The organism is Candidatus Viridilinea mediisalina (assembly GCF_002532535.1).
GTDB lineage: Bacteria > Chloroflexota > Chloroflexia > Chloroflexales > Chloroflexaceae > Viridilinea > Viridilinea mediisalina.
The window spans coordinates 16,311-39,767 of sequence record NZ_NQWI01000020.1 but is presented as its reverse complement, the minus strand read 5'-3'; the positions used below and the strand labels follow the sequence as shown (position 1 = coordinate 39,767).

At 58.8% G+C, this 23,457-nt stretch carries 17 protein-coding genes; 10 read left to right on the top strand and 7 right to left on the bottom strand.

The genetic code is table 11. The annotated features are described in order from the left end of the window. Positions 1 to 25 precede the first annotated feature (25 nt). The 3 genes from CJ255_RS06740 (at position 26) to CJ255_RS06730 (ending at position 3,832) form a co-directional block, all read left to right on the top strand. Positions 26 to 1,399: a hypothetical protein gene (locus CJ255_RS06740; protein ID WP_097643325.1), complete on the top strand. Its 1,374-nt coding sequence runs from the start codon at positions 26 to 28 to the stop codon at positions 1,397 to 1,399. Positions 1,400 to 1,658: 259 nt separating this feature from the next. Next, positions 1,659 to 2,693 (top strand): DUF4352 domain-containing protein, encoded by a 1,035-nt coding sequence (locus CJ255_RS06735; protein WP_097643324.1) that lies wholly within the window; start codon positions 1,659 to 1,661, stop codon positions 2,691 to 2,693. A 116-nt stretch (positions 2,694 to 2,809) separates the two neighbouring features. Beyond that, positions 2,810 to 3,832 carry an NAD(P)H-dependent flavin oxidoreductase gene (locus CJ255_RS06730; RefSeq protein ID WP_217352419.1) on the top strand — a complete coding sequence of 341 codons (1,023 nt, stop codon included), beginning with the start codon at positions 2,810 to 2,812 and terminating at the stop codon, positions 3,830 to 3,832. A gap of 218 nt (positions 3,833 to 4,050) precedes the next feature. Here CJ255_RS06730 and CJ255_RS06725 read toward each other — a convergent pair whose 3' ends face one another. Both CJ255_RS06725 and CJ255_RS06720 read right to left on the bottom strand, forming a co-directional pair. After that, on the bottom strand, positions 4,051 to 7,491 hold the full coding sequence (locus CJ255_RS06725; protein WP_097643322.1) for a hypothetical protein: 3,441 nt from the start codon (positions 7,489 to 7,491) through the stop codon (positions 4,051 to 4,053). Position 7,492: 1 nt separating this feature from the next. Continuing rightward, the gene (locus CJ255_RS06720; protein WP_097643321.1) at positions 7,493 to 8,413 is read right to left on the bottom strand and encodes a DUF4007 family protein; all 921 of its coding nucleotides are present in this window, start codon (positions 8,411 to 8,413) and stop codon (positions 7,493 to 7,495) included. A gap of 226 nt (positions 8,414 to 8,639) precedes the next feature. Here CJ255_RS06720 and CJ255_RS06715 point away from each other — a divergent pair, with 226 nt between their 5' ends. The 6 genes from CJ255_RS06715 (at position 8,640) to CJ255_RS06690 (ending at position 18,013) form a co-directional block, all read left to right on the top strand. Next, positions 8,640 to 9,770, top strand: a complete 1,131-nt coding sequence (locus tag CJ255_RS06715) for an iron ABC transporter substrate-binding protein (protein ID WP_097643320.1) — start codon at positions 8,640 to 8,642, stop codon at positions 9,768 to 9,770. Between the two features lie 623 nt (positions 9,771 to 10,393). Continuing rightward, positions 10,394 to 11,977, top strand: a complete 1,584-nt coding sequence (locus tag CJ255_RS06710; protein ID WP_097643319.1) for an ABC transporter permease — start codon at positions 10,394 to 10,396, stop codon at positions 11,975 to 11,977. A gap of 65 nt (positions 11,978 to 12,042) precedes the next feature. Further along, positions 12,043 to 13,014 (top strand): ABC transporter ATP-binding protein, encoded by a 972-nt coding sequence (locus CJ255_RS06705; protein ID WP_165774593.1) that lies wholly within the window; start codon positions 12,043 to 12,045, stop codon positions 13,012 to 13,014. Positions 13,015 to 13,135: 121 nt separating this feature from the next. Next, positions 13,136 to 15,958, top strand: a complete 2,823-nt coding sequence (locus CJ255_RS06700) for a response regulator (RefSeq protein ID WP_097643317.1) — start codon at positions 13,136 to 13,138, stop codon at positions 15,956 to 15,958. Between the two features lie 182 nt (positions 15,959 to 16,140). Then, positions 16,141 to 16,887: a metal-dependent transcriptional regulator gene (locus CJ255_RS06695; RefSeq protein ID WP_097643316.1), complete on the top strand. Its 747-nt coding sequence runs from the start codon at positions 16,141 to 16,143 to the stop codon at positions 16,885 to 16,887. 70 nt (positions 16,888 to 16,957) lie between these two features. After that, entirely contained in the window at positions 16,958 to 18,013 is a 1,056-nt protein-coding gene (locus CJ255_RS06690; RefSeq protein ID WP_097643315.1) for a pyridoxal phosphate-dependent aminotransferase, read from the top strand. Positions 18,014 to 18,033: 20 nt separating this feature from the next. Here the strand turns inward: CJ255_RS06690 and CJ255_RS06685 are convergent, their stop codons facing one another. Continuing rightward, a complete protein-coding gene (locus tag CJ255_RS06685; RefSeq protein WP_097643314.1) occupies positions 18,034 to 19,125 on the bottom strand; it encodes a glutamate-cysteine ligase family protein in 1,092 nt (363 codons plus the stop codon). 142 nt (positions 19,126 to 19,267) lie between these two features. Next, complete coding sequence (locus CJ255_RS06680; RefSeq protein WP_097643313.1) at positions 19,268 to 20,533, bottom strand: ABC transporter permease; 1,266 nt, start codon at positions 20,531 to 20,533, stop codon at positions 19,268 to 19,270. Between the two features lie 283 nt (positions 20,534 to 20,816). Here CJ255_RS06680 and CJ255_RS06675 point away from each other — a divergent pair, with 283 nt between their 5' ends. After that, positions 20,817 to 21,377: a TlpA family protein disulfide reductase gene (locus tag CJ255_RS06675; protein WP_097643312.1), complete on the top strand. Its 561-nt coding sequence runs from the start codon at positions 20,817 to 20,819 to the stop codon at positions 21,375 to 21,377. A gap of 107 nt (positions 21,378 to 21,484) precedes the next feature. Here the strand turns inward: CJ255_RS06675 and CJ255_RS06670 are convergent, their stop codons facing one another. The 3 genes from CJ255_RS06670 to CJ255_RS06660 form a co-directional block, all read right to left on the bottom strand. Beyond that, on the bottom strand, positions 21,485 to 22,282 hold the full coding sequence (locus CJ255_RS06670; RefSeq protein WP_097643311.1) for a DUF2085 domain-containing protein: 798 nt from the start codon (positions 22,280 to 22,282) through the stop codon (positions 21,485 to 21,487). Between the two features lie 6 nt (positions 22,283 to 22,288). Continuing rightward, positions 22,289 to 22,732 (bottom strand): RrF2 family transcriptional regulator, encoded by a 444-nt coding sequence (locus tag CJ255_RS06665; protein WP_097643310.1) that lies wholly within the window; start codon positions 22,730 to 22,732, stop codon positions 22,289 to 22,291. A 369-nt stretch (positions 22,733 to 23,101) separates the two neighbouring features. Continuing rightward, a complete protein-coding gene (locus CJ255_RS06660; RefSeq protein ID WP_124681842.1) occupies positions 23,102 to 23,296 on the bottom strand; it encodes a hypothetical protein in 195 nt (64 codons plus the stop codon). Between the last annotated feature and the right edge of the window lie 161 nt (positions 23,297 to 23,457).

The window sequence follows — 23,457 nt, the reverse complement described above, 5'->3', positions numbered from 1 at the left end:
TGGGCGTAGGAGGAAGGTATAGTTCATGGCGGAGCCGGATAGCATTCTGCAACTTGGCATTGAAGCCGCACGCGAGGGGAAAAAGGACGAGGCACGCCAACTCTTTCGCCTGCTGACCCAGCAGGAGCCTGCGAATCCCCAAGGTTGGTTGTGGTTGGCTGGTGTCGCTGAGAATCGTGAAGAGCGCCAGCATGCGCTAGAGCGTGTTGTGGCGCTTGAGCCCACGAATGAGATGGCGATTAAGGGACTGCAGGCGCTCGGTGTCGATCCGAGTACGATTAAGCCCCATACAGCTTCAGACTCCACGCCAGCAGCAGCGCCTACTGAGAAACCAGCCGCTGCTGCGCCACCTGCCCGCCAGCCTGAACCGGATCCGTTCATGGATGATGATGATCCGTTTGCGGAACTTGATTCGCTTTCCGAAACGATGGCTGCTGATACATCGGGGCCGGTGCGCCGTAGTGAGCCGGAAGGGGAGAGCAAAGATAGTAGCACCTCGAGTGCTGCGAGTGCGGCTGCACGCGCTGAGGCAAGTGCCCGCCGCTCGGAGGAGCGTATGCGCGAGAATCGCCGCGCCTCGGCTGGTTCAAAACAGAAGGATCAAGGTGCTACCCGTCGCGGCTTTAGTCCACTCTTGGGCCTGTTGATCTTCTTGGTTGGCTTAGGTTTGCTTGGCTTGATTATCGCATGGCTCTGGCCAGTCTTCTTTGGGCGTGAACAGATTGCGGTTGATCCTGCAAACCAGACGGCAGTGGCCCAAACCGCTGAAGCAGCCGCGATGCCTCCGGTGGTGGTTGAGCCGACCCTTGAGCCGGCCTTGCCGACCCTTGAGCCGGTTGATCCCGCACAGCCCGGTGAGCAACCCGGTGAGCAGCCCGGTGAGCAACCCGGCGAGCAGCCCGGCGAGCAGCCCGGCGAGCAGCCCGGCGAGCAGCCTGCGCCTCCACCTGCACCACCAAGTGATCTGGCTGGCGCTGATCCAGAGATCCTATCTGCCAATACACCTCTCCAGAGCAATGGTTGGCTCTATGACTTCAATACTCCAACCTTTGCTGCTCCGATTATTGGCAATTTGGGCCAGTACGCGCCGAACAATGGCCGCTTTGTGGTGGTGCTTGCCTTTGCGGTCAATGAGACCGGCAGCGAACAGGCCATCCCGCCTGAATTCTTTGTCCTCAAAGATGCCCAAGGGCGCGTGTGGGAAGCTCGCCCAGAGGTCTCGGCTGCCTATGTGATACCGGGCGCTAATGCCGATTTAGCCCACACCCAGACGATGCCCTCTGATGGGATTGTGCGTAGCGTTGCTCTGATCTTCGACGTTGCCCCCGATGCCACCGATCTCGTCTTCTTCGCCCGCAGCAACCCTGCACAGGGTTGGATGGTGCTGCGTAACCTGTAGCCTTCCTTGTGGGTGAATTCATCGTAGCTTGTAGGGGTACGGCGGTGCCGTGCCCCTACTGTGCGTAAGATGGGGGTTCCAGTTATAGAGTTTTTGCAGAGATGCAGAGAATTTCACCACAGAGACACAGAGAACACAGAGAAATTTGTGGCAAATTCACTACCTGTACCTGTAGGCATTACCGCTAATCCAATCCCTCTGTACCCTCGGTGCCTCTGTGGTGCAATCCTCGGTACCTCTCCTCGAAGGACATAGATCGGTGAGTGACCAACATTCTGTCACCAAACTCGACCTTGAGCAGTTGCTCCAGACTGGGGTGGTGGCGGCACGGAGCGGCAAACGGGTGGCGGCACGGGCGCTCTTCTTGGCCCTGAGCCGTGAGCATCCCCATGATCTGCGGGTGTGGCAGGGGCTTGCGGCGACGGCTGCACATCCTGATGAGCAGCGGATGGCTCTGGAGCAGATTATTGCGCTTGATCCGCAGCACCAGCGTGCCCGTGAAGCGTTGGCCCGCTTGCAACCGCCTATTGCCCCTGTGCCCGCCCCCGCTGCGCCTGCTCCGCCCCCGCCGCCCCCCCCGCCGGTTGCCGAGGTCGCAACGCCCCCTCTGCGTTCGCCGCTTTCTATACTCAATCTGGTTGTGCTGGCACTGATTGTGCTGCTGCTCAGTTGCGTTGGAATGGGCTTTTTGGGTAACTTCAGCTTTCAGCGGGTGGCCAACCCAGGCTTGGTGCAGCAGCCGCCTGCCCAAGATGCGACGGTTGCGCCTGGCATGGTGGCGACGGAGCTTCCTGCTGCCCCCCCCGCGCTGACGACGCCAACCCCAGCAGCTTCGCCGACTCCGTTGACCACCGAGTTGCCGCTGGGGGTGGTGGTGGATTACGCTGGTTGGAGTGTAACCCTGCTGCAACCGGAGTATGCGTTGGTGCTTGATGGTGCGCTAGGCGATCTGCAACCTGAAGGGCGTTTTGTCTTGGCAGTGGTGGCCGTAAGCAACAATAGTACGGTCACACGTCAGTTGCCGCTCGATTTCTTTACGCTGATTGATCGGGCTGGTCGCAGCTATGGCCCTGTGCCAGGTGCTTCCAGTGCCTACCTCGCGCTCTTTGAGCGCGGCCAGCGGGGCGATCTGGCGCTCGAAGATACGATTGCAGCCCAGAGTGGTATGCTCAGTATCCCGCTGCTCTTCGATGTTCCCCCTGATGCTGCTGCACTACGCCTGACGACGCCTGCGACCGGCAGTGCCGGTTGGCCAATTGGGGGCGGTGAGGTGGCGGTGCCGATGGGACCGTAAGGGGTAGTCTGAAAAGCCCGGGGGCACACGTTGGAGTGCCGGCTTTAGCCGGCTAAAGCCGGCACTCCAACGCCCAACCATAGACTTTTCAGACTGCATCTAATAAGGAGATGTTCATGTTTCAACAAATCTTTGGCATCAGTTTGCCAATCATTCAAGCACCGCTGGCCGGGATTCAGGGTAGCCCGATGGCGCTTGCGGTGAGTGAGGTTGGGGGGTTGGGTTCGTTGCCCGCAGCAATGCTGAGTATGGAGGATTTGCAGCGTGAGTTGAGCATTCTCCATGCCCAGGGACGGCCTTTCAATATCAATTTCTTTAGCCATACGCCGCCAACGCCCGACGCGGAGCGTGAGACGGCTTGGCGTGAAGCATTGGCTCCCTACTATGCTGAGTTGGGCTTGGAGTTGGAGGCGCTTCCGGCTGGGCCTGCGCGTACACCTTTTAGCTCAGAGGCGGCAGAGTTGTTGCGGGCCTTTCCACCGGCGGTGGTGAGTTTCCACTTTGGCCTGCCTGCCCCCGACCTCTTGGCGCAGGTGCGGGCTACCGGGGCGAAGATTCTCTCGTCGGCCACAACGGTTGCAGAGGCGCGTTGGCTTGAGGATCAAGGGGTGGATGCGATTATTGCCCAAGGGCTTGAGGCTGGTGGTCATCGTGGTACCTTCCTCAGCAACGATCTCGATAGCCAACTGAGTACCTTGGCGCTGGTGCCGCAGGTTGTGGATGCGGTCAAGTTGCCCGTGATTGCGACAGGGGGCATTGCCGATGCCCGTGGCGTTGCGGCGGTGTTGGCTTTGGGTGCGGTGGCGGCGCAGGTTGGGACGGCCTATATGCTCTGTACTGAGGCGAAGACCAGCCCGCTGCACCGGGCGGCGTTGAGCAGTAGCGCGGCGCAGACAACGGCGATTACCAACCTCTTCACTGGCCGCCCGGCCCGTGGGATTGTCAATCGGATTATGCGCGAACTTGGCCCCATCCATCCGCATTTGCCGCCCTTCCCCATGGCTGCTGCGACCATGGCTCCCCTGCGTATACAGGCAGAAGCGCGTGGCTCCAGCGACTTCTCGCCACTCTGGGCTGGCCAGAATACCAGTGGCTGCCGTGAGGTCTCGGCTGCGGAGTTGACGCGCAGTTTGGTGTAGTACACCCATTTCAGATTGTAGATTGCCGAACATGGCGCGTCTCAATGCGCTTGAATGTCATTAGAGGCTGCCTGAAAAGCTAGTGAGCACGCGTTGGAGTGCCGGCTTTAGCCGGCTAAAGCCGGCACTCCAACGCCAGTTCATGGACTTTTCAGACGAAAAACCCGTGGTAGCCGGAGCCTCCAGGGGCATGGCGGTGCAGATCGTTCCTTTTGCTCTCAATCCCCCAAGAGTTGTTCCAGCAGCATGGCCAACGCGGCGGTGCGTTGGTCGGCGCTGAGGCTGGCGTGGCGCGTGAGGGTGCTGTGGAGTTCTTGTTGGAGTTGTGCTACCTGTGGGTCGTCGTGGCAGCGGCTGATGACGCGGATCTGTTCGCTGCCACCGCTCGCGGTGAGGCCAATGCGTAGCAGGGGGGTTGGGCTGGGCGTGTTGCCCGCAATCAGGGCCAGTTCTTCGGCGGCACGCAATTGCGCGGCCAGTTCGCTCAGTTTGGCCTCAAAGCTAGGCAGGTCGCTGTCACTCCAGAGTTCTGGGGGGCGCTTGGCGATTAGCGCGGCGATGCTTTCGGCCCAAGCGAGACCTTGGGGGTCGGCGGTTTCCAGACGAATGCCTAGAGCGCGCAACTGGGCGTTGCTGTTGGTGGGGGCGATGGCTTGGTAGCGTGCCAGCAACTCGCTGCGTCCATTGGTGAGCTTGAAGCTCGCTTGAATCGCGTCGGCGATCCAGGTGAGAAGTTGCTGGTAGGCGCTTTGTAGTTCTTGCAGGCTGGCTTTGAGGCATGCGGCAAAGCGTTCCACATGGGCGGGGGCATGCGCATCTACGTTTCCCGCAGGAAATGGCGCAAGCCCGCAGGCCCGTGGTAGGGCCGTGAAGAGCAGTTCGTCGGGCGAACGGGCCTCGCGCAGCGCCCGACGCACCGCTTGGGCCGTCGCACCTATGCGCTTTGTCTGGAGGCTGTAGCTAGGAAGGCTCTTGATGCTGCGGAGTAGCGGCAGCGCGACGGTCAGCAGCGCAGGCTGGTTGGGTTGGGCGAGGGCCTGGGGCGCGAGCGCCTGGGCCAAGTGGCGATAGACCAGCGCTCGTGCGCCGTCGGCGCGGCTTAGGCGTACTCCGAAGCCATCGGGCCGGGTGAGCAGCCGCTCGTAGGTGGCGAGGTCGGGGGTGGTAACGTAGTTGCCCCGTTCGTAGAGGCTGATTTCGCCTGATCGGGCGGCGTAGAGGCTGAAGAAGAGCAAGGGACTCAGGCCGGCTTTGAGGCCATAGGGGGGCCGTTCAAGCATCCCAAGCAGCTCGGTGAGTGGCAACGGGCGCTCGCTGTGCCCTTCAAGGAGTTGCTCCATCGCGCTCCATGCCGGTTGCAAACCCAAGGGATCTTCGGCAGAGGGGGGGCCAATGCGCCAGCGTCCCAGAGCCTCATCGTAGCGGTGCAGCCCACCTTGGCGCAAAATGCTCTCGTACATGGCGCGTTCGGGCGGAAAACCACTGAAGCCGAGATCGGCTTGATCGGCGCGTTCGAGCATCGCTTCGATCAGGTTGCGCCGCGCTTTGGCTGCGGCTGAGGAGAGTTGGCGGCGCACGATCAGTTCGTTCCAGATGCGCGGGGCAGCGGGGTAGGTGGCATCACATGCTGCAGAAAGCAACTCGTCGAGATCGCGGGGGCCATTGATCGGGTAGGCTTGGTGGCGATGGAACCAGCGCCCTTGCTCCCCGCCGTAGGTGGCGCTGATCAGTTCGCTCAACTGCTGCTGCGCTTCGAGCAATCGCCCCGCCACTTCGCGCCGGGCCGGGCGGTCGTGTTCCAAGGCGGGATGTTCTTCAAGCAGACCACGCAGCGCGGCCACCTCCAGCAGACTACTGCGGATCGCGTGGGGGCGGCGGGGCAGCACCACAATACGCTGCGGCTCGGCTTGACGCTCCGGGGCGCTGGCCCAATCCAAGGCTTGAGCGAGTTCCTCTTCGTCATTGGCGACCACATGCAGCAGTTCGCCATCAAAATCTGCCAGAGCCGCATTGGCACTACGCAACTGATTGGCAGCAACAAAACGCAGGGCAAAGGTGCGGGTCGCACCGCTACGGTAGCTATAGCGCCGGGCAATGCGGGGCGTACAATCGGCATGGCGTTCCAACAGTTCAGGCAGCGCCACCCGCTCGGCCAGATCGCGTTGCAGCGTCAGCGTCAGATCATCAAGATCGAGGTCGCTGCCCTCCCAGAGAATGTAGCTATTGCGATGGTGGCGGTAGCTGAGCATACGGCGGGCCGCAAGGGCATCAAGGGCCGCATAGACCGCCTCAGCCGCCGGGCCGTCGGTAGCATCGGCCAGGGCAAACGCAACTTGGGCACGGTCGGCACGCAGCCCAGCGGCCCGTTCGAGCGCCCCGATGGTGCCGACGACGGTGAGCACCTGGAACTGCATCGGATCATCGCTGGCCAGCATGGCCCGCGCCTCGGCCAACTCGGCCCAACGCTGGCCGCGCGCCCGCCCAAAGAGACTTGGGCCTAACACATGCTCAACATAGGCATAGAGGTGGGGCAGGCGGTAGATGGGCAAACCAGACGGTTGCGCGTTCGTGTTCGTCAGCAGATCGCGCAGACTCCAAGGCTCATCGGAGTGCAGAAAGGCAAAGAGCGAGCGTTCATTCTGCGCCAGTTGGCGAAAGAGTTGCGGCAGCGCCACCAGCACCGTGGGGTGGAGGGGGTAGCAGGCGGCGAGCAGGGTGGGCCACTCCTCGGCACTGATCTCAGGTGGACGCAGGCCCAGCGCCGTACTACTTGTAGCAACCTGAGCAGCCCATGCTTCCCGCGCCTGCTGCCAATGATCCTTCACATGGGGCCGCAGCGCATGGGCAACCATCCGGATCATCTGGGTGGCGGGCTCTTGGAACGGCAGATCAGCAAAGCGCCCCTGAACCTTCGCCCACTCCATGCGGCGAGTCGGGCCAGCCCCCAGGGTATAGCGTTCAAACGCCTGATGCAGAATCGTCACCACGAGGCATGGTACGGTGCCACTGCGTGCCGCCACCTCAGCGAGGGCTTGGAGCAGGAAGAGATCGCGTTCCTCATCGTGGCGTGCCGCATAGTCAAGAAACTGGCCCAACTCATCAATGATCAGCAGCACACCGCCATACTGCCCGTTGCGCTGCACCAGGTTTGCCACCTCAGCCAGACGCTCGGCGACGCGCTGCGGATCAAGGTGCGGATCGGCGGCATCTTGGGCCAAGGCTGCGAGCAGCGTCTTGGCTTCGGGATCGCGCAACTGCGGCTTGAGCCGTTGTAGAGCTTCACGTAGCGCCAGCAAGACAGCGGCACGCAGGGCGCTATGGTTGCCCGCCACAGGCACGGCAAGCAACTGGGGTGCGTCAAGGGGCAAGGCGTCTTCAGAAGCGCCGAGGGAAGCCAAAAGTTGCTGACGGCTCTGGGGGTTACGTTGGAGGTAATGGGCCAAAAAGAGCGCAAAGGCCGACTTGCCTGCACCATAGGGCCCCACCACCGAAAAAGCCCGTTCGTTCGCCTCAGCCTGCAAGCCCGCCAGGACGCGCAGGGTCGCTTGGCGCACCAAGGGGGTCACTTGGTAGCCATCGAGGCGGTAGCGCAGATCGCGGAAATCGCGGCGAATATGGATAGCGCGCATAAAGCGCGGAGCAATCGAAGGAATGGTCATATCAGCCAAACATCATCTGCAACAGATGCTGCTCTAGCGACGAATCATTATGGTCGCGCCAGAGCAATTGGCGCACGCCACCCTGTTCAGCGTAGGCAACTCGTCCGGGGCAGAGCGTCTCAAGGCGCAACAGCATATGCAAGAGTGCCTCTTCATCAAGGCGAAAGATGCGGCCTGGCGAGCGTTCGCCATAGGCCAACTCGTTGAAGGCAAGGGCCGCACGACCCGCATGGCGCGCTTGGTGCAGGGCAGCAAAAGCGACCAGAGCATCGGGCAGATCGGGGCGGGTGCCAGTGGTCAGGCGGAGGCTCGCCTGACCCGGGATGCGTTGGATCAGTTCCAGTTCGTGCAGGGGGCACTGGAGCACATCTTCAAGCGAGGCACTCTTCTGATCAAGTTGAGGGCGCAGGTAGCAGCGCAGCAGACAATCAACATCGCGTCCGAGCGTCGCCGTCGAAGGTGGCCGGAGGCCCAAGGACTGCACATGATCCATAAGCTGGGTCGTAAGCTGATGGGCCGTAAACTCACCACGCCGCAAGCGATTAAAGGTGAAATACCAACTAAAGGCCGTCTCGGGGCGTGAACACAACTGCCAATGGAGCAACCAGCGGGCCGCGGGGGTCACCAAAAAGGGATCCCAGCCATCATCGGCGAGCAGGGCGTGGCCAAGCTCGGTTGGGCAATAGTGGTGGCTTTGCGCTTCACGGGCAAAGACGCCACAGACACGCCCCCAGAAGCGGATGGAGTTGGCCATATTTTTGCCCACGCCAAGTAGCACAAACGCATCCTTGCGCGTGAAGAGATCGGGCGTCGTGAGCAGCAGATCATACGCCTTCTTGAGCCAATTGCCGCGCAGGACAAAGGTCTCGTGACCACTAAAGCTGAGCGTAGGGCTCGAAGCCGACAGAGCAGATGGTTGCATGCCATTTCGCCACCAGAGGTGAGTACATGGCGCTCATTATAGCTGATATTCCCATAGATGGGAACAATGAAGATTGGGGCTGCGCCCAAACAATGGGTTTTGAGGGAGGCTTAACGTAGTGCGTATAGCTCCAAGGCTTTCATACGCATTTGACAATTCTCAAAGTTTTTATATACTAATACCCAAGGTTAGGGTATGCAACTTCTTTGTCTTTAGGAGGATTACGATGTTACGTTACCCCCGTTCGGTAGTTGTGACGGCCATGCTCGCCGTGTTGGTGTTCTTGCTGACTGCATGTGGCGAGGCCGCAGCACCAGCAGCACCAGCACCGTCCCCAGAGGTAATCCGCGAGACGGTCGAGGTGCCGGTGACCGCTGAGCCTGAGGTGGTTCAGGAGTTCATTGAAGTGACGGCTGATCCTGGTAGCTTAGTGATCTATTCGGGGCGCAGTGAGGCCCTCGTAGGCCCACTGATCAAGCAGTTCGCCGACGCGACCGGCATTGATGTCCAGGTGCGCTACGGCTCTACTTCCGAGATTGCAGCGACAATCCTGGAAGAGGGGGCCGCGTCACCCGCTGATATCTTCTTTGCCCAAGACCCCGGTGGGCTTGGGGCCATAGCCAATGCAGGGCTCTTTGCGCCGCTGCCCGCAGATTTGATGAGCCAAGCGCCTGAACGCTTCCGCTCACCCCGCGACCTCTGGATCGGGGTTTCGGGCCGCGCCCGCATTGTGGTCTATAATACCGACGCGGTTGATCCCGCTGATCTGCCTGCCGACATCTTCGATCTAACCGATCCGCAGTGGGCGGGAAGGATTGGTTGGGCTCCGGCCAATGGCTCGTTCCAAGCGATGGTCTCGGCGATGCGTGTCGTCTGGGGGGATGCCAAGACGGTCGAATGGCTCCAGGGCATCCAAGCCAACGATCCTATCGTCTTTGATCGTAATGTGCCGATTGTAGAGGCGGTTGGCGCGGGCGAAGTTGACATTGGCTTGACCAACCATTACTATCTCTACCGCTTCTTGCGCGAGCAGGGTGAAGGTTTTAAGGCGCGTAACCACTTCCTGAGTGGCGGTGGGCCCGGTTCCTTGATCTTGATCGCGGGTGCTGGCCGCTTGGCAAGTGGCCCAAATGAGGCGAATGCGCTACGCTTTATGCAATTCCTGCTCTCCGATCCGGCACAACAATACTTTGCCAGCCGCACCAGTGAGTATCCGCTGGTTGAAGACATCGTTACCCCGGCTGGCTTACCACCCCTAGAGGAATTGGAGACGGCGGCTCTAGCTATTGACATGGCAGAATTGGAAGATCTCCAAGGTACGATTGAGTTAATCCGTCAAGCGGGAGTCTTGCCCTGAGGGAGCGGAGAACAGGAGAACAGGAGAACAGGAGAACAGGGGAACGGGGAACAGGAGAACAGGGGAACAGGAGAACAGGGAACCGGGGAACAGGGAACAGAGAACAGGGGAACAGAGAACAGGGGAACAGAGAACAGGGGAACAGAGAACAGGGGAACTAGCTACCCGACAGTTGAGTCTGTGTTACCGTCTTCGCGATCCTCGCCCCCCCTTTCAGGTATACAGTTTTTGCTCCCGCAGGTTCCTTGCCCCCCGCCCCCAACCCCGCCCCCACGAGGGTTCATGGGCGGACAGAATTTCTGTGCGGGTGCATGTGGATTCCTGATGGAGATGTGCCGGTTGGCCCTCACCCCCCTTCCCCCTTCGGCAAGCTCAGGGCAAGCCTCTCCCACAAGTGGGAGAGGGGGCGAAGACAGCGAGATTCTTGGCGTTACAATGAGGTTTTTGCGTGGCAACGTACATGTTTTCTGTCCGCCCGTAAACCCACTTGTGGGAGAGGAGCCGGAAGAACAGGTGAACAAAAAACCCTATAGTTTAATGGCTGTTCCTCTGTTCTTCTGTTCCTCTGTTCTTCTGTTCCTTTGTTCTTCTGCCCCTCTGCCCCTCTGTTCCTCACTCTCACCATGCCAAACCGACAGATCCCTTGGTCATACCTAGCCCTCTGGGCTGGTGCATTGCTGGTGGTGGCAGCCCTGCTGCTGCCACCAGTCTATCTGGTTATCCGGGCGCTTGAGGCCAGCGATGCGGCTTGGCAAGCCCTGAACCGTGCGAGTACATGGATGGTGGTGGGGCGCACGGCCCTACTGTCTCTTAGTGTTACAGCAGCATCGGCGCTGCTGGCGGTGCCGCTGGCCTGGCTGACGGTGCGGAGCGATGTGCCGCTGCGCCGCCTCTGGGCCGTTTTGGTTCCGCTGCCGCTGGTCATTCCGAGCTATGTGGGGGCATACCTCTATGTCTCGGCCCTTGGGCCACGCGGCATGCTGCAACAACTACTCGAAGCCCCTTTTGGCATCACGCGCCTGCCTTCCTTCTACGGCTTTTGGGGGGCGCTCTTTACCCTAACCATTCTGAGCTACCCCTATATGCTGTTGGGGTTGCAGGCGACGCTGCGGCGGATGGATCCGACCCTCGAAGAGGCGGCGGCGAGCCTGGGGATGCAGCGGCGTCAGACCTTTTTGCGTGTGGTGCTGCCCCAGTTGCGTCCGGCCCTTGGGGCGGGGGGGCTGTTGGTGGCGCTCTATGTGCTACGCGACTTTGGCGCGGTGGCCATTTTGCGCTACGACACCTTTACCCGTGTGATCTATGAGCAGTACCGTACCTTTGATCGCTCCCAGGCGGCCTTTTTTGCCCTGCTGCTGATTGGCATGACCCTCGTGCTGGTGGCGTTTGAGCTCCAGACGCGGGGCCGGGCGCGCTATGATCAGGCGGGGGTACGGGCGGTGCGTCCGCCCCAGGTGATCCCCCTGGGCATGTGGCGTTGGCCCGCCTTTGTCTTTTGTGGGCTGATGAGTTTCCTCGGCGTGCTGCTACCCACCGGCGTGCTGCTCTATTGGCTGATCCGGGGCTTGCAGGCGGGCGAAACGCTTGGCGTATTGGGTCAGGCCACCTGGGGCGCATTGAGCGCCTCGGCGGGCGGGGCCGTGGTGACGGTGCTTGCCGCATTGCCTCTGGCCATCCTGGCCGTGCGCTATCCCAGCCGTGGCAGCGTCTGGCTGGAACGTTTGGCCTATGCCGCCTTTGCGTTGCCCGGCATTGCCGTGGCACTGGCCTTGATCTTCTTCGGCATCAACGTCGCCCGCCCGCTCTACCAGACCTACGCGATGCTGATTTTAGCCTACATGATCCTCTTCCTGCCCCAAGCCTTTGGGGCGCTCCGCACGGCCCTGTTGCAGGTGCATCCAAGCCTGGAGGAGAGTGCGCGCAGCTTAGGGCGGCGGCCTCTGACGGTCTTTGTCACCATCACCATGCCCCTGATACGCCCCGGCATGCTGGCCGGAGCGAGCCTTGTCTTCCTGACCGCGATGAAAGAGCTACCGGCAACCCTGCTGCTGGCCCCCTTGGGGGTTCGCACGCTGGCCACTGAGGTCTGGACAGCCGTCTCAGAGGCCTATTTTGCGCGTGCAGCCGCGCCGGCGCTCCTGCTCATCCTATGCTCGTCGTTGCCGCTGGCGCTGCTGGCGGCACGCGAACAGCGAGAACAACCATGAGTGACGTGCATTGCAGTGGGTTGTGCAAACAATTTGGCCCAGTCGTTGCCGTTGATACGGTGAACATGCAGATCCAACAAGGGGAAATCTTGGCCCTATTGGGGCCGAGTGGCTGCGGCAAAACAACGATCTTGCGTCTGATTGCGGGCTTTGAACGGCTCGATAGGGGCGAAATCCGGCTCGGCGAGCAGCTTGTGGCCAGTCGTGAGGTCTGGTTGCCCCCCGAACGCCGTAAGGTTGGGATGGTCTTTCAGCAGCATGCGCTCTTTCCCCACCTCGATGTTGGCGCAAATGTAGCCTTTGGGTTGCGTAGCAGTGCCGCTGTACGTCGCGCACGCGTGGCGGAGTTGCTCGAACTGGCAGGGCTCGCCGGCATGGAACGGCGCATGCCCCATCAGCTTTCGGGCGGCCAACAGCAGCGCGTCGCCCTCGCCCGCGCCCTCGCGCCCAACCCGGCGGTACTGCTGCTCGACGAACCCTTCAGTAACCTCGATGCCGACCTGCGGGTGAGCCTGCGGGCGCAGGTACGCCACATCCTCAAACAGCTTGGCACCACCGCCCTCTTTGTGACCCACGACCAAGAGGAGGCGCTCTTCATGGGCGACCGGGTGGGGGTGATGCGGGCCGGGCGTCTGGAGCAATTGTGCGATCCGCGTGAGCTCTTTTTGGCCCCAGCAACACGCTTCGTAGCCGAATTCATTGGGGTCACCAACTTCCTGCCAGCCACTGTCCACCCGGCATACCTTGAGACCGAACTAGGCCGTTTGGAGCAGACCCTGGCACTGGGGCCGGGTAGTACCATTGAACTGGTGGTGCGCCCTGACGACCTTGAGCTCGTGGCCAGCCCACAGGGCAACGCACGCATTGCCGAACGCATCTTCCGGGGCGGCGAATACCTCTATGAAGTCGAACTTGCCTCGCGCCAGCGCCTCCGCTGCATCAGCAACCACATCCACGACTACGCGCCCGAAACACGGGTGCAGGTGCGTTTAGCACCGGGGCATGCCTTGGCTTGGTTTCCATTGCATAAGAGTTAAGAAAAAGTTACACAACCTATACCCCAAAAGCATGCTCATGCACTCGTTCATAACGTAGGCAAACTGATACAAGTGATACAATGGAGGTAGAGAGTCGCGGCACACCCACCTCGCTCACCCTATGATGCTCCATTTCACCTCCAACTCAGTCATCTACTTCACCCACATCCTGCTCACCATGCTCACCAGTGGCTTGCTCTTCCAGCGGGCCCGGCATGGAACGCCGCAACGCAATACGCTACGTGCTGCAGCGGCTATATTCTTGTGTACAGCCTTTTTTTTATGCTTGACACTGGCTGAGGTTTCGCTCGATCAACCACATGGTTCGTATGCCACTTTTTTTGTCATGTCATCAGTGGCAATGCTTGGTTTTCCGTTACTGGTATTTATCTATCATCTGCCTGGCTGGTCTGATCGCTACCGACGCGAATTTCAGATCGGTTTTGCGTTTATGACCCTGCGTCTGCTCTATGAACTCTATTGGAGCATTACCCGCACCGTGACCTTTGCGACCGAGGGGCTGGTGATTGACCGCCGGTCGCTGTTGGCCGACCTGCTGCTGGTCTTTAGCCTGCTTTGGCTGGTTGTCGTTACGATCATGCAGATACGGCGCTCTGGTCAACACATCAAGAGGTTTTTTCTTGAAACAATGCTGGTGCTTGCGTTGGTCGCGCCACCAACGATTGCCATGCCGCTCTACAATTTTAATCTGATTGAGCATAACACGTTAGAGTTGGTTCGTGATTTTTCGCTTTTGATTAATATACCATTCATTGTTTTAATCTTTCTCGATCTTTTTCCTGAAGCGGTGACTCTGATTGTACGCATGCTCGCTGTTTCGTTGGTGATGGTTTTTGCAACAATCAATACAACTGCGATTCTGCTCCGTTTTGTCTTGAGTGATATTGATGAGTTGCACTATGCCATGCTGCTGCTAATGGGGTTAGCGGTAGTTGCCATGATCTTGCTGATCATCATTGTGCCGATGCTGCTCTGGCGTAGTGTCTTTGGCCCACTGCATGCCATGCTGCGCGGGGTGCGTCAGGTTCAGGCTGGAAGGCTGGATGTGCATGTGCCGGTCAGTTTTGCCAATGAGATGGGCGAGTTGACCCATGCGTTTAATCGGATGGTGGATCAGGTTCACACAACCGTGAGCGGATTGGAACAGCGCGTGCAGGAGCGCACTGCCGATCTGGAGCGCAGCGAGACGCGCTACCGCGAGTTGGTGGAGCAGATTGATGAGGTTATCTTTCGCTTGGCTATGCCCGAAGCCTGGGTGGAATATGTGAGCCCTTCGGTCGAGCGCATGTTGGGCTACCCAGTAGCCGAGGTTTTGCACGGGCCAGTGCTGTTGGGCGCATTTCTGCATCCTGCTGATCGGCTCATGGTGTTGGACCAGATCAAACAGATGGCCCAAGGCAAGGTGACGGCTCAGTATGAGTATCGCGTCTTTGATGCTAGAGGGCGCGAACGCTGGCTCCAACAGTCCAATACGGGTATCTATGTGAACGATCAGTTGGTTGCCGTTGAGGGTATCTGCCGCGATGTGACCGAGGTGAAAGCGGCGGAGGCCATGATGCTGGCCCAACAGCAGGAGTTGGCGGTCTTGCGTGAGCGCGAACGGATTAGCCGGGATCTGCACGATGGCCTGGGCCAGATGATGGGCTATATGAATTTGCAAACCCAAACGGCCACGACGCTGATGCAAACAGGGAATATGAGCCAAGCGCAACAGATGCTAAACCAGATGAAGCAGGTGGCCCAACATGCCCATAACGATGTGCGGCGCTACATTCTCGACCTGCGGCTGCCTACGGTAGATGTGAGCTATACACGATGGCTCGATGCCTTGCGGCAACAATTGAAGAGTCTGAGCCAGATCTATGGGCTTGAGTTGCATCTGAACTGCTCACCAAGTTTCAACGATGAAGATCTGACGCCCGAATTGGGCCAAGAGATGCTGCAGATCATCCAAGAGGCACTCAATAATGTACGGAAACACGCGGGGGTCAATAGCGCCCAAGTGGTGGTGCAGCAGAGTTTTAACCAAGTACGTGTGACGATTGCCGACCAAGGGGTGGGCTTTTCGCCGGGTGCGCCTGAGCGTGAGGCGGACGATCAGGGGCGCAAGGGTGGCTTGGGCCTACGCAGCATGGGCGAACGCGCTGCACTGATTGGGGCCAGTTTGCAGATCGATTCTGCACCAGGTACAGGCACCCATGTGATGCTAACCGTACCCCTGCAAAGCGTTACATTGGAGCATGGACTTGTAGCTCCGAGTACGCAAGAGAACCTCGCGCATACGCAATCATTGCGCGTGCTGTTGGTAGACGACCACGCCCTGTTCGTTGATGGCCTACGCAACATGCTGGTGGTGCGCGGCATTGAGGTGGTTGGCATGGCCAACGATGGCATAGAGGCCCAGGCCATGGCTTGCCAACTGCGGCCCGACATCATCCTGATGGATATGCACATGCCCCGTTGTGATGGCATCGCTGCAACTAGCGCAATTAAAACCGCATTGCCGCATGTGAAGATCCTGATGCTGACGGTAGACGCCACTGAGGAGCGCCTCTTTGCGGCCCTTAAGGCTGGAGCTTCGGGCTACCTGCTCAAGAGCCTTGAGAGCGATGATCTCTTCCGCCTAATCATGGAGGCCACGCGGGGTGAAGTGGTGCTTTCACAAGAACTAGCGGCGCAAACCCTCGCCGCCTTCGAGGCTAAAGCCACGCCCCTAATCTGCCATGATCCGCGCCTCACCAACCTCTCAGCGCGTCAGCGTGAGATCCTTGAGCGGGTTGCCAACAACCAGACCTACCGCGAGATTGCGTCTGATCTGAATCTGAGCGAAGCGACGGTAAAATACCACATGGGCCAAATCGTCGAACTGCTCCAGGTCGCCAATCGGCGTGAGGCGGTTGCTTTGGTACGGCAAGGCGAGTAGCGTTACCTTTGCTCTTTTCTTGCTGCTACTTGGCGAATTCAGCGCCAAACAGCAACACAAAAGCGGGTTTGAGGCAAAGCCTCACCAACGTTGACCTAGCCCTCGGCTTGTCGCACCCTACCGGACATGCTATACTAGTGGTAGTTAGCGAACGAAACACTACTACTGGTAAGGAACCAGGCATGGCCGAACTACAAGTGCTCAAAGGGACACACCCGCGTCAACGGCGACGGGCGGGTGGCGATGGGCCTACCAATAAAGAGCGTGATTACTTAGAGATTATCTACTATCTCGTGCAGCGCGATGAGCCGGTGATTGCGGCCCATGTGGCGCGCTGGTTGAGTTTGCAACCACCGACGGTCAGCCATGCCCTGCAGGAGATGGAGAAGAAAGCCTATATTCAACGCGATGAGCGTGGTGAGATTGCGCTCACTGCCCAGGGCTTGGAGTTGGCTGAGGTCATTATTCGCCGTCATCGTCTGCTGGAGCGCTTTCTGGCCGATATTGTTGGGCTCCCTTGGTATGCCCTCCACGAAGAGGCCGTCCTGCTAGAACACGCCCTCTCGCCCCTGCTTGAAGAGCGGATTACGCAGCTTTTAGGCGATGCAACCACATGCCCCCATGGGAACCCCATCCCCGGTAGTGGGGCGCACTATACTGGTGGTACGCGCCTTGATCGCGCTGAAGCAGGCACGCTCTTTACGATCCGGCGCATTGAGGAAGAGGCCGAAGAGCGCACCGAGTTCTTGCGCTACCTTGAGGCTCAACGGCTGCTGCCAGGCAATCAGTTTTTCATTCCCGATGCGTCACCTGACTACGGCATTACGCTGCGTAGTTGCAACCGGGATATGACCGTTTCACCCGAGATTGCAGCGGTAATCTGGGGCGATTGTGCGCCAATTGATACGGTTGCACCTGAGGGGGTGTAATGCCATTTACGATTGTAGATTGTAGATTGTAGATTGTAGATTGCCGAACGAAGAACAGTAGGTTCTTTCCATGACCCCACGGGTGACGCATGGCGCATTGGATTATGTCGAGTTATCTGAGCTTGGTATCCATCCAGAGGAGCTGCTCGATTTCAGTAGTAACCTGAATCCCTTTGGTCCTCCGCCAGGTGTACGTGCCGCCTTGGCAGCACTTGATCCTGCGCCCTACCCTGACCGCAGTTGTTTGCAGTTGCGTTTGGCGTTAGCCAAGCAGCATGCCTGTGGAATTGAGGCGCTGCTGCCCGGCAATGGGGCCAATGAGTTGATCCACTTGGTGGCGCGGGCGCTCTTGGCAAGCCATAGCGTTGCGCTGGTGGTTGAACCAACGTATGGTGAGTATGGGGCTGCGAGCCAGTTGGCTGGGGCAACGGTGGTGCCTTGGCGCACATCAGCCGCAGCGCAACGCCAGCTTGAAGGGCTTGATGCTACCTTAGAACGGCTACGCCCCCAACTCACATGGCTCTGCGTACCTAATAATCCAACTGGCGACGATCTGGACGCTACGTTGCTCGTGGCGTTGGCGCAACGCTGTGCTGCCTATGGCGGCTATGTGCTCCTTGATCGCTCCTATGCAGCCCTACGGCGCGGAGGCTTGCAAGAGCATCCGCTTCCCCCCTTGCCCCCTAACGTCCTGCAACTCTATTCGCTCACCAAGAGCTATGCGCTGGCCGGGTTGCGTTTGGGCTACCTGCTTGGTGCAGGCGAGTTGCTAGAGCGCATCGCCTCCTACCAGCCTACCTGGAGCGTGAACAGCGCGGCACAAGCGGCAGGCTTGGTTGCTTTGGGCGATGCAACCTTCCTGAGTGACAGTGTGCCTCGCCTCTGGGCCGCAAGTGATGCGCTGCTCGCTGGCTTCAGGGCTTTAGGATTGCATGTGCGCCGGGCAGCCTTGCCCTTCATGCTGGTAGAGAGTGGCTCAGGTGCAGCCACGCGGGCCGCCCTGCTGCGCCAAGGTCTGCTCGTGCGCGATTGTAGCTCCTTTGGCTTGCCCACATGGGTTCGCATCGCACCCCGTCAGCCAACAGCGAATCAGCGCCTCCTCGCAGCGTGGAGCAAGCTACGTTAGTGCGGTAAACGGTACAATCATCATGAATCACCCCCCAAAAGATCGATCCTCCCACGGGCCATTGTGGCGTCGCGTAGCACCTGGGCCGGGCATGTGCGGCGGGCCAGCGCCTCAGCGAGGGGCTGCAACAAGGCAACATCGGGATCACCATGCAGGGCTTGTGTGGCGGCCTTGAGCAGGGTGGCCGCTTGGTTCGCAATGCTTGGATTGGCCAAGCCTGCCCGCGCTGCCTGCTGGTGCGCCAGCGCATCAGGCGTCGTGGCACGCTCCGGCAGGCTGCGATCCAGCGCGAGCCCTTTGAGCAAGGCCAACAATCCAGCATAGAGCGTAAAGTCACCACAACTATCACAAGCCTTAAACTCCACCCGGCCCACCTCTTGGGGCCGACGGGCGAGCTTGGTGAGCAATGGACGACTGGCAATCAGATCGGCTTCGTCCTCAAGGTAGACCCGCACGGCTGGGCGGAGGCCGGTGCGGATTGCGGTGCGTACCGATAGCCCCTCCCAAAGCTGGCCGGCATAGAAGGGCGCGTTGAAGCTGAAGGGCACAATCGCAGGACTATAGGCGGTGAGTTTGCGTCCTAGATCAATTACCTCATGTGGGCCGAGATCGCTCCACGACAGATTAAAATCCGGCCCAAAGGTCAGCATGGGCACATGCTCGGTCTGGTACTCTGGTTCGATCTGGTGCAACTGGCGTTCATAGCTATTGAGTGGCGGATGGTAGCAATATTCGGTGCGCACAGGATGAAACGCAAGGGCAATGGGCCGAAAACCAGCGGCATGGGCAACCTCGCTGAGACGTCCATAGCTCTGGTGTAATTCGGCCAGCGCCGCGTGGATCGTAGGCTGCGGGGTGGTACGAATTTCGATCCCCTTGGCATCAAAAGCACAGAGTTGTCCCGCCTCATCGAAGCGTTCCACCCCCTCAACGTACCAGCGCTTCTTGCGAATACCCGCATCACCCACATGGAGCGCCGGGTAATCTTCGGGGTAGAGCGGTAGCGCAGCAACCAACTGCGCCAACTCGGCAAAGCTCGTATTCGCAAAATCGGCGAACTGCCCATCCGCACGGATGAAGGCTACCTCATGTTCGATGCCGAAACGAAACATAACGATCCTAAGAGTATAGTTTGTAGGTACTTTATAGCTTTCGAGGACGCGAGGACGCGAGGACGCGAGGACGCGAAGCCCACACCGCTTCGCCGCTTCGCCGCTTCGCCGCTTCGCCGCTTCGCCGCTTCGCCGCTTCGCCTCACTCGTTACGCAAGGCACGAATCGGATCGAGCCGCGAGGCGCGGATCGCCGGGAAGAGCCCGAAGAAGATCCCGACTCCCGCCGAGATCGAGGTAGCTAAGATGATCGAAAAGAGGGAAACACTCGCCTTGAGCGTGGGGTCTTGTGAGAGATTGTAGAGGACAATTGTGCCTACGAAGGAGAGCAGATAGCCCAAGGCGACGCCCAACAGCCCTCCGACCAGACAGAGAACGAGTGCTTCGATCAGAAATTGGAGCATGATGTCGCGTCGTCGCGCACCAACCGCTTTACGCAGACCAATCTCTTTAGTGCGTTGGGCCACACTCACCAGCATGATGTTCATAATCCCGATGCCGCCCACGAGTAGCGAGATACCGCCAATTGTGCCGAGAAAGGCACTAAAGCCCACCGTAATTGCACGAAATTGACTGGCCAACTGCGACGGGTTGGTAATGCGGAAATCGTTGGATTGGTAGGTGAGCCGGTGTTCTTCGCGGAGGACTTGGGTCACTTGGCGGATCGCTTCGTCCATCTGCTGCGGATCGCGTACCTTGACGGTGAGGGTCGAAACATCCACCTGGGGCGTGACCGCGTTGCGAAAGAGGCGTTCACGGGCAGTGCGGTAGGGCATAAAGACCTGTTCGCCCGGATCGCCAAAGCGCCCCACCGCGCCCGCAACGTTGCTGCGGCGCGTGACCGAAACCCCAACCACCTCAAAGGGTACGCCATTGACGCTGATGCGCTGGCCCACCGCACCCTCAATCCCACCAAAGAGCGTCTCGGCAACCGTATGGCCAATTACTGCCACCCGCGCCCCGCTACGCTCCTCCTCAGCCGTAAAGTAGCGCCCATCGCCCAACTCCTGATCGCCAATCAAGAAGTAGTAGGGATTGACCCCCTTCAACCCAAAGATAAAACGCTCACCTCGGGCACTCACCGTTCCATTACGGCTCAACTCAATCGCCACAAACTCCACCGCAGGCGCACGCCCCGGCTGAGTCAGCACCGCAGCATCGGAAGCCGTCAAGCGTGGCGCAAGGTTCTCATGCTCATCCTGACTATCCACCCGTGGCGTAATATAGAGCGTCCCAACGCCCATCTTCTCAAACTCAGCATCAATCCAACGGGCATAGCCCTCGCCAATCGCCAGCATCCCCACCACCGCGCCAACCCCAATAATGATGCCCAGCATTGTCAGCAAGGCCCGCAACTTATGGGTAAGCATGGCCCCCCAGGCGATGCGAAAAGACTCGATGAGGGTCATGGGTAGGACTCCTTATATTTCCATAGGGAAAGGATACAGAAACGAGGAAATAGAAAATAGGTTTGCGGCATCAGGATGGACTGAATGCCTCCAAACGGTAACGTACCCTAAAACCACCCTGTATGCAATAATCTGAAATCTACAATCTGAAATCTACAATCTGAAATCTACAATCTGAAATCTACAATCTGAAATCTACAATCTGAAATCTACAATCTGAAATGGTATAATGCACAAACCTATTTTCTAGCTCCCAACTCCTATTTGCTCATTGAGGTAACCTATGCTCCTCCGTTGGTGTACCATCCTACTGATACTCATGCTCCTCACCGCCTGTGGGCGGCAAACCACAACGCCCATCCCGCCAGAGCTTGAGCTTGAGGCGGGGCTGATTGCACCCGCAAGCCAATTGCTCGATACCCAGCGCGGTGCAGTTACCATCGGCGCTGTAGCCCCAGATTTTCGCTTTCACTTCAGTGATGGCACAACGCGCCAACTGAGCGATCTACGTGGTCAGCCGGTAATTATCAATTTTTGGGCCACATGGTGCCTACCCTGTATTGAAGAGTTACCCGCTTTCGAGGAGGTCTACCAAGAGGCTGAGGGGGCGTTTGCGATCTTGGCGATCAATCGCAACGAGTTGCCCGCTGCAATTGCCCGCTTTGCGCCGAGTGTTGCGGTTAGCTTTCCATTGATTGCCGATCCAACCGGCACCATTGGCGACCGCTATACGGTTACGAGTCTGCCAACGACCTACTTCATTGACAGCGATGGGAACATTCATGCGCGCCATGTTGGGGTGCTTACGGCACAACAACTGCGTGAGCAACTGCGCGAGCTTTGATGATACGTGAGGCGAAGACGCGACGCCCTCACGCCTTCGCATCTTCGCGTCCTCGCATCTTCGCGTCCTCGCGTCTTCGCATCCTCCCATCCTCCCTCACAAACCCCTCAGATGACTAACCCCAAGCTTTCGAGCCAAAAGCGAAAGCCCGCCATGAGCCCTAAAATCCCAAGGGTTGGGATGAGCGCAAGAGTGGCCGGGCGGGCCAACTGGCGCAATTCGGTCACCCGGCCTTCGTAGCCCAAGACCAGGCTGATCAGCAATACGCAGATGGTGTAGAGGACGCCGGTGAGCCCAAAGAAGGCAATAAAGGCTAAGGGCCAGAACATGAAACCGAGATTGCCGTAGAGCGCCACCAAGACGAGGCCGTTGATCAGCATGATGCCCACCAATTCGCCCCAACCTTTGAGTACTGGCTGAAAATCGTCCACGTTCTTGCGTAGGGTCTTATTAAACACCAAATGGAGCATCACCGCAATCGAGATGCCCATACCCATGCCGGTAATGGTACGTAAGCGATTATCGGGCTGATACAGGTTGGCTTGGCCGAGATCAAGAAAGAAGGAATTGAAGCCGTCTACGGCCATAATGGCGACAAAGGCGAGCAAGGCCAGCCCCACGCCGAGTGGCGGCAACCCTCCGGCCCGTCCGCGCCCGATGGCATAGAGGTAGATCACGGTCAACAAAAAGCTGCTATAGATGCCAGCATTGCGGGCGCAGATGGGAAATTGCAGGCCGCCTAAGATGATATTATGCTGCTGGGCACACACCCCGTGTACCACCGCATACATCTTCCACTCAAGCGGCTGCCCTGGCCAGAAGAGCAACGCCAGCAGTAAGACGCCGAAGACGCCCACAAACATCCAGAGCCAGGGGCGTTCAACTTGAACTTCGTTGGGGATCATGCTTGGTTAAATATAGTACATAAGGCTGCCGGGCCGCTCTCGTTTACGCTGGCAGAGATCTTCAAGGCTAATCTTGGCCAACATCTGCTCGATGCGTCCACGTAACTCGCCCCAAAGATCGTTAATCAGCGCATGATCACCGGGGAGGGTTGGGGTCATGCCTTCGCGGGTAGGTTCAGCGGTAGGCAAAAGTGGCCCCTCAAGCGCGTTGAGAACTTCAAGCAGCGTAATCTCTGCCGGGTTGCGCGCCAGCATATGCCCCCCTTGAGGGCCACGCAGGCTCTCGATCAGCCCAGCCCGACGCATGGTGATCAGGAGTTGGTTGAGGTAGTTGGCTGGAATGCCCTGGCGCTGGGCAATCTCTTCGCTCTGGATCGGGCCTTGACCGTAGTGTTGCGCGAGATCAAAGACCGCACGCAACCCATAGTCGCCTTTGCTTGAAATTCGCATGATGATTATAGTGCTTAGGGAAGGATACAGAAAACAGGAAATAGGAAGTAGGAAATAGGGCTGAGGCTTCAGAATGTCTTGGATGCCTAAAGACTGTAGAGTACCATGAAAGCATCCAAACATTAGGGAAGGTTTCAAAGCACTTTACCGTTTCGTTTGCGCCATAGGTAGTGCCGACTTTAGTCGGCTGAGGTCGCCAACAACATAGGTAGTGCCGACTTTAGTCGGCTGAGGTCGCCAACAACCCCTGGATGCCGACTAAAGTCGGCACTACGACGGTAAAGCTGAACGTGCGTTTCTGAAACCATCCCTTATCAAGGATTGTATAGTTTGATGGTAGCATGCCCCCTAGTGAGCGTCAAACCACTGCTACGCCGCAAGGCGGGGATATTCTTCAGTTTCTAACAGATCGAGACCAAACTGCTCGGCAATAAAGTCGTCGAGGGCGGCTTCGTCGGGAAAGCTTACGAGCATCACCTCGTCGCCATGACGATAGGCGATGCGCCAGAGCTTGCCGAAGCGATCCTCTTGCCAAACGCGAATGTCGCTGCGTATCGGTTGCATGTGTTCCATTTCAGAACCTCCGTATCATGGCCCCAATAGCACTACTATCTGCTTGTTTTGACGTACTAGACCACGTTCTTGTTCTACGATATTGATGAGAGTATGATGAGATAACACTGAGAAGCTGTCTGAAAAGCTAGTGGGTACGCACTGGAGTGCCG

What these genes read in the sequence shown, in the direction of transcription:
- CJ255_RS06740 (WP_097643325.1), top strand. Translation starts at nt 26, where the DNA reads ATGGCGGAGCCGGATAGCATTCTGCAACTTGGCATTGAAGCCGCACGC.
- CJ255_RS06730 (WP_217352419.1), top strand. Translation starts at nt 2,810, where the DNA reads ATGTTTCAACAAATCTTTGGCATCAGTTTGCCAATCATTCAAGCACCG.
- CJ255_RS06725 (WP_097643322.1), bottom strand. Translation starts at nt 7,491, where the DNA reads ATGACCATTCCTTCGATTGCTCCGCGCTTTATGCGCGCTATCCATATT.
- CJ255_RS06720 (WP_097643321.1), bottom strand. Translation starts at nt 8,413, where the DNA reads ATGCAACCATCTGCTCTGTCGGCTTCGAGCCCTACGCTCAGCTTTAGT.
- CJ255_RS06715 (WP_097643320.1), top strand. Translation starts at nt 8,640, where the DNA reads ATGTTACGTTACCCCCGTTCGGTAGTTGTGACGGCCATGCTCGCCGTG.
- CJ255_RS06710 (WP_097643319.1), top strand. Translation starts at nt 10,394, where the DNA reads ATGCCAAACCGACAGATCCCTTGGTCATACCTAGCCCTCTGGGCTGGT.
- CJ255_RS06705 (WP_165774593.1), top strand. Translation starts at nt 12,043, where the DNA reads ATGCAGATCCAACAAGGGGAAATCTTGGCCCTATTGGGGCCGAGTGGC.
- CJ255_RS06700 (WP_097643317.1), top strand. Translation starts at nt 13,136, where the DNA reads ATGATGCTCCATTTCACCTCCAACTCAGTCATCTACTTCACCCACATC.
- CJ255_RS06695 (WP_097643316.1), top strand. Translation starts at nt 16,141, where the DNA reads ATGGCCGAACTACAAGTGCTCAAAGGGACACACCCGCGTCAACGGCGA.
- CJ255_RS06690 (WP_097643315.1), top strand. Translation starts at nt 16,958, where the DNA reads ATGACCCCACGGGTGACGCATGGCGCATTGGATTATGTCGAGTTATCT.
- CJ255_RS06685 (WP_097643314.1), bottom strand. Translation starts at nt 19,125, where the DNA reads ATGTTTCGTTTCGGCATCGAACATGAGGTAGCCTTCATCCGTGCGGAT.
- CJ255_RS06680 (WP_097643313.1), bottom strand. Translation starts at nt 20,533, where the DNA reads ATGACCCTCATCGAGTCTTTTCGCATCGCCTGGGGGGCCATGCTTACC.
- CJ255_RS06675 (WP_097643312.1), top strand. Translation starts at nt 20,817, where the DNA reads ATGCTCCTCCGTTGGTGTACCATCCTACTGATACTCATGCTCCTCACC.
- CJ255_RS06670 (WP_097643311.1), bottom strand. Translation starts at nt 22,282, where the DNA reads ATGATCCCCAACGAAGTTCAAGTTGAACGCCCCTGGCTCTGGATGTTT.
- CJ255_RS06665 (WP_097643310.1), bottom strand. Translation starts at nt 22,732, where the DNA reads ATGCGAATTTCAAGCAAAGGCGACTATGGGTTGCGTGCGGTCTTTGAT.
- CJ255_RS06660 (WP_124681842.1), bottom strand. Translation starts at nt 23,296, where the DNA reads ATGCAACCGATACGCAGCGACATTCGCGTTTGGCAAGAGGATCGCTTC.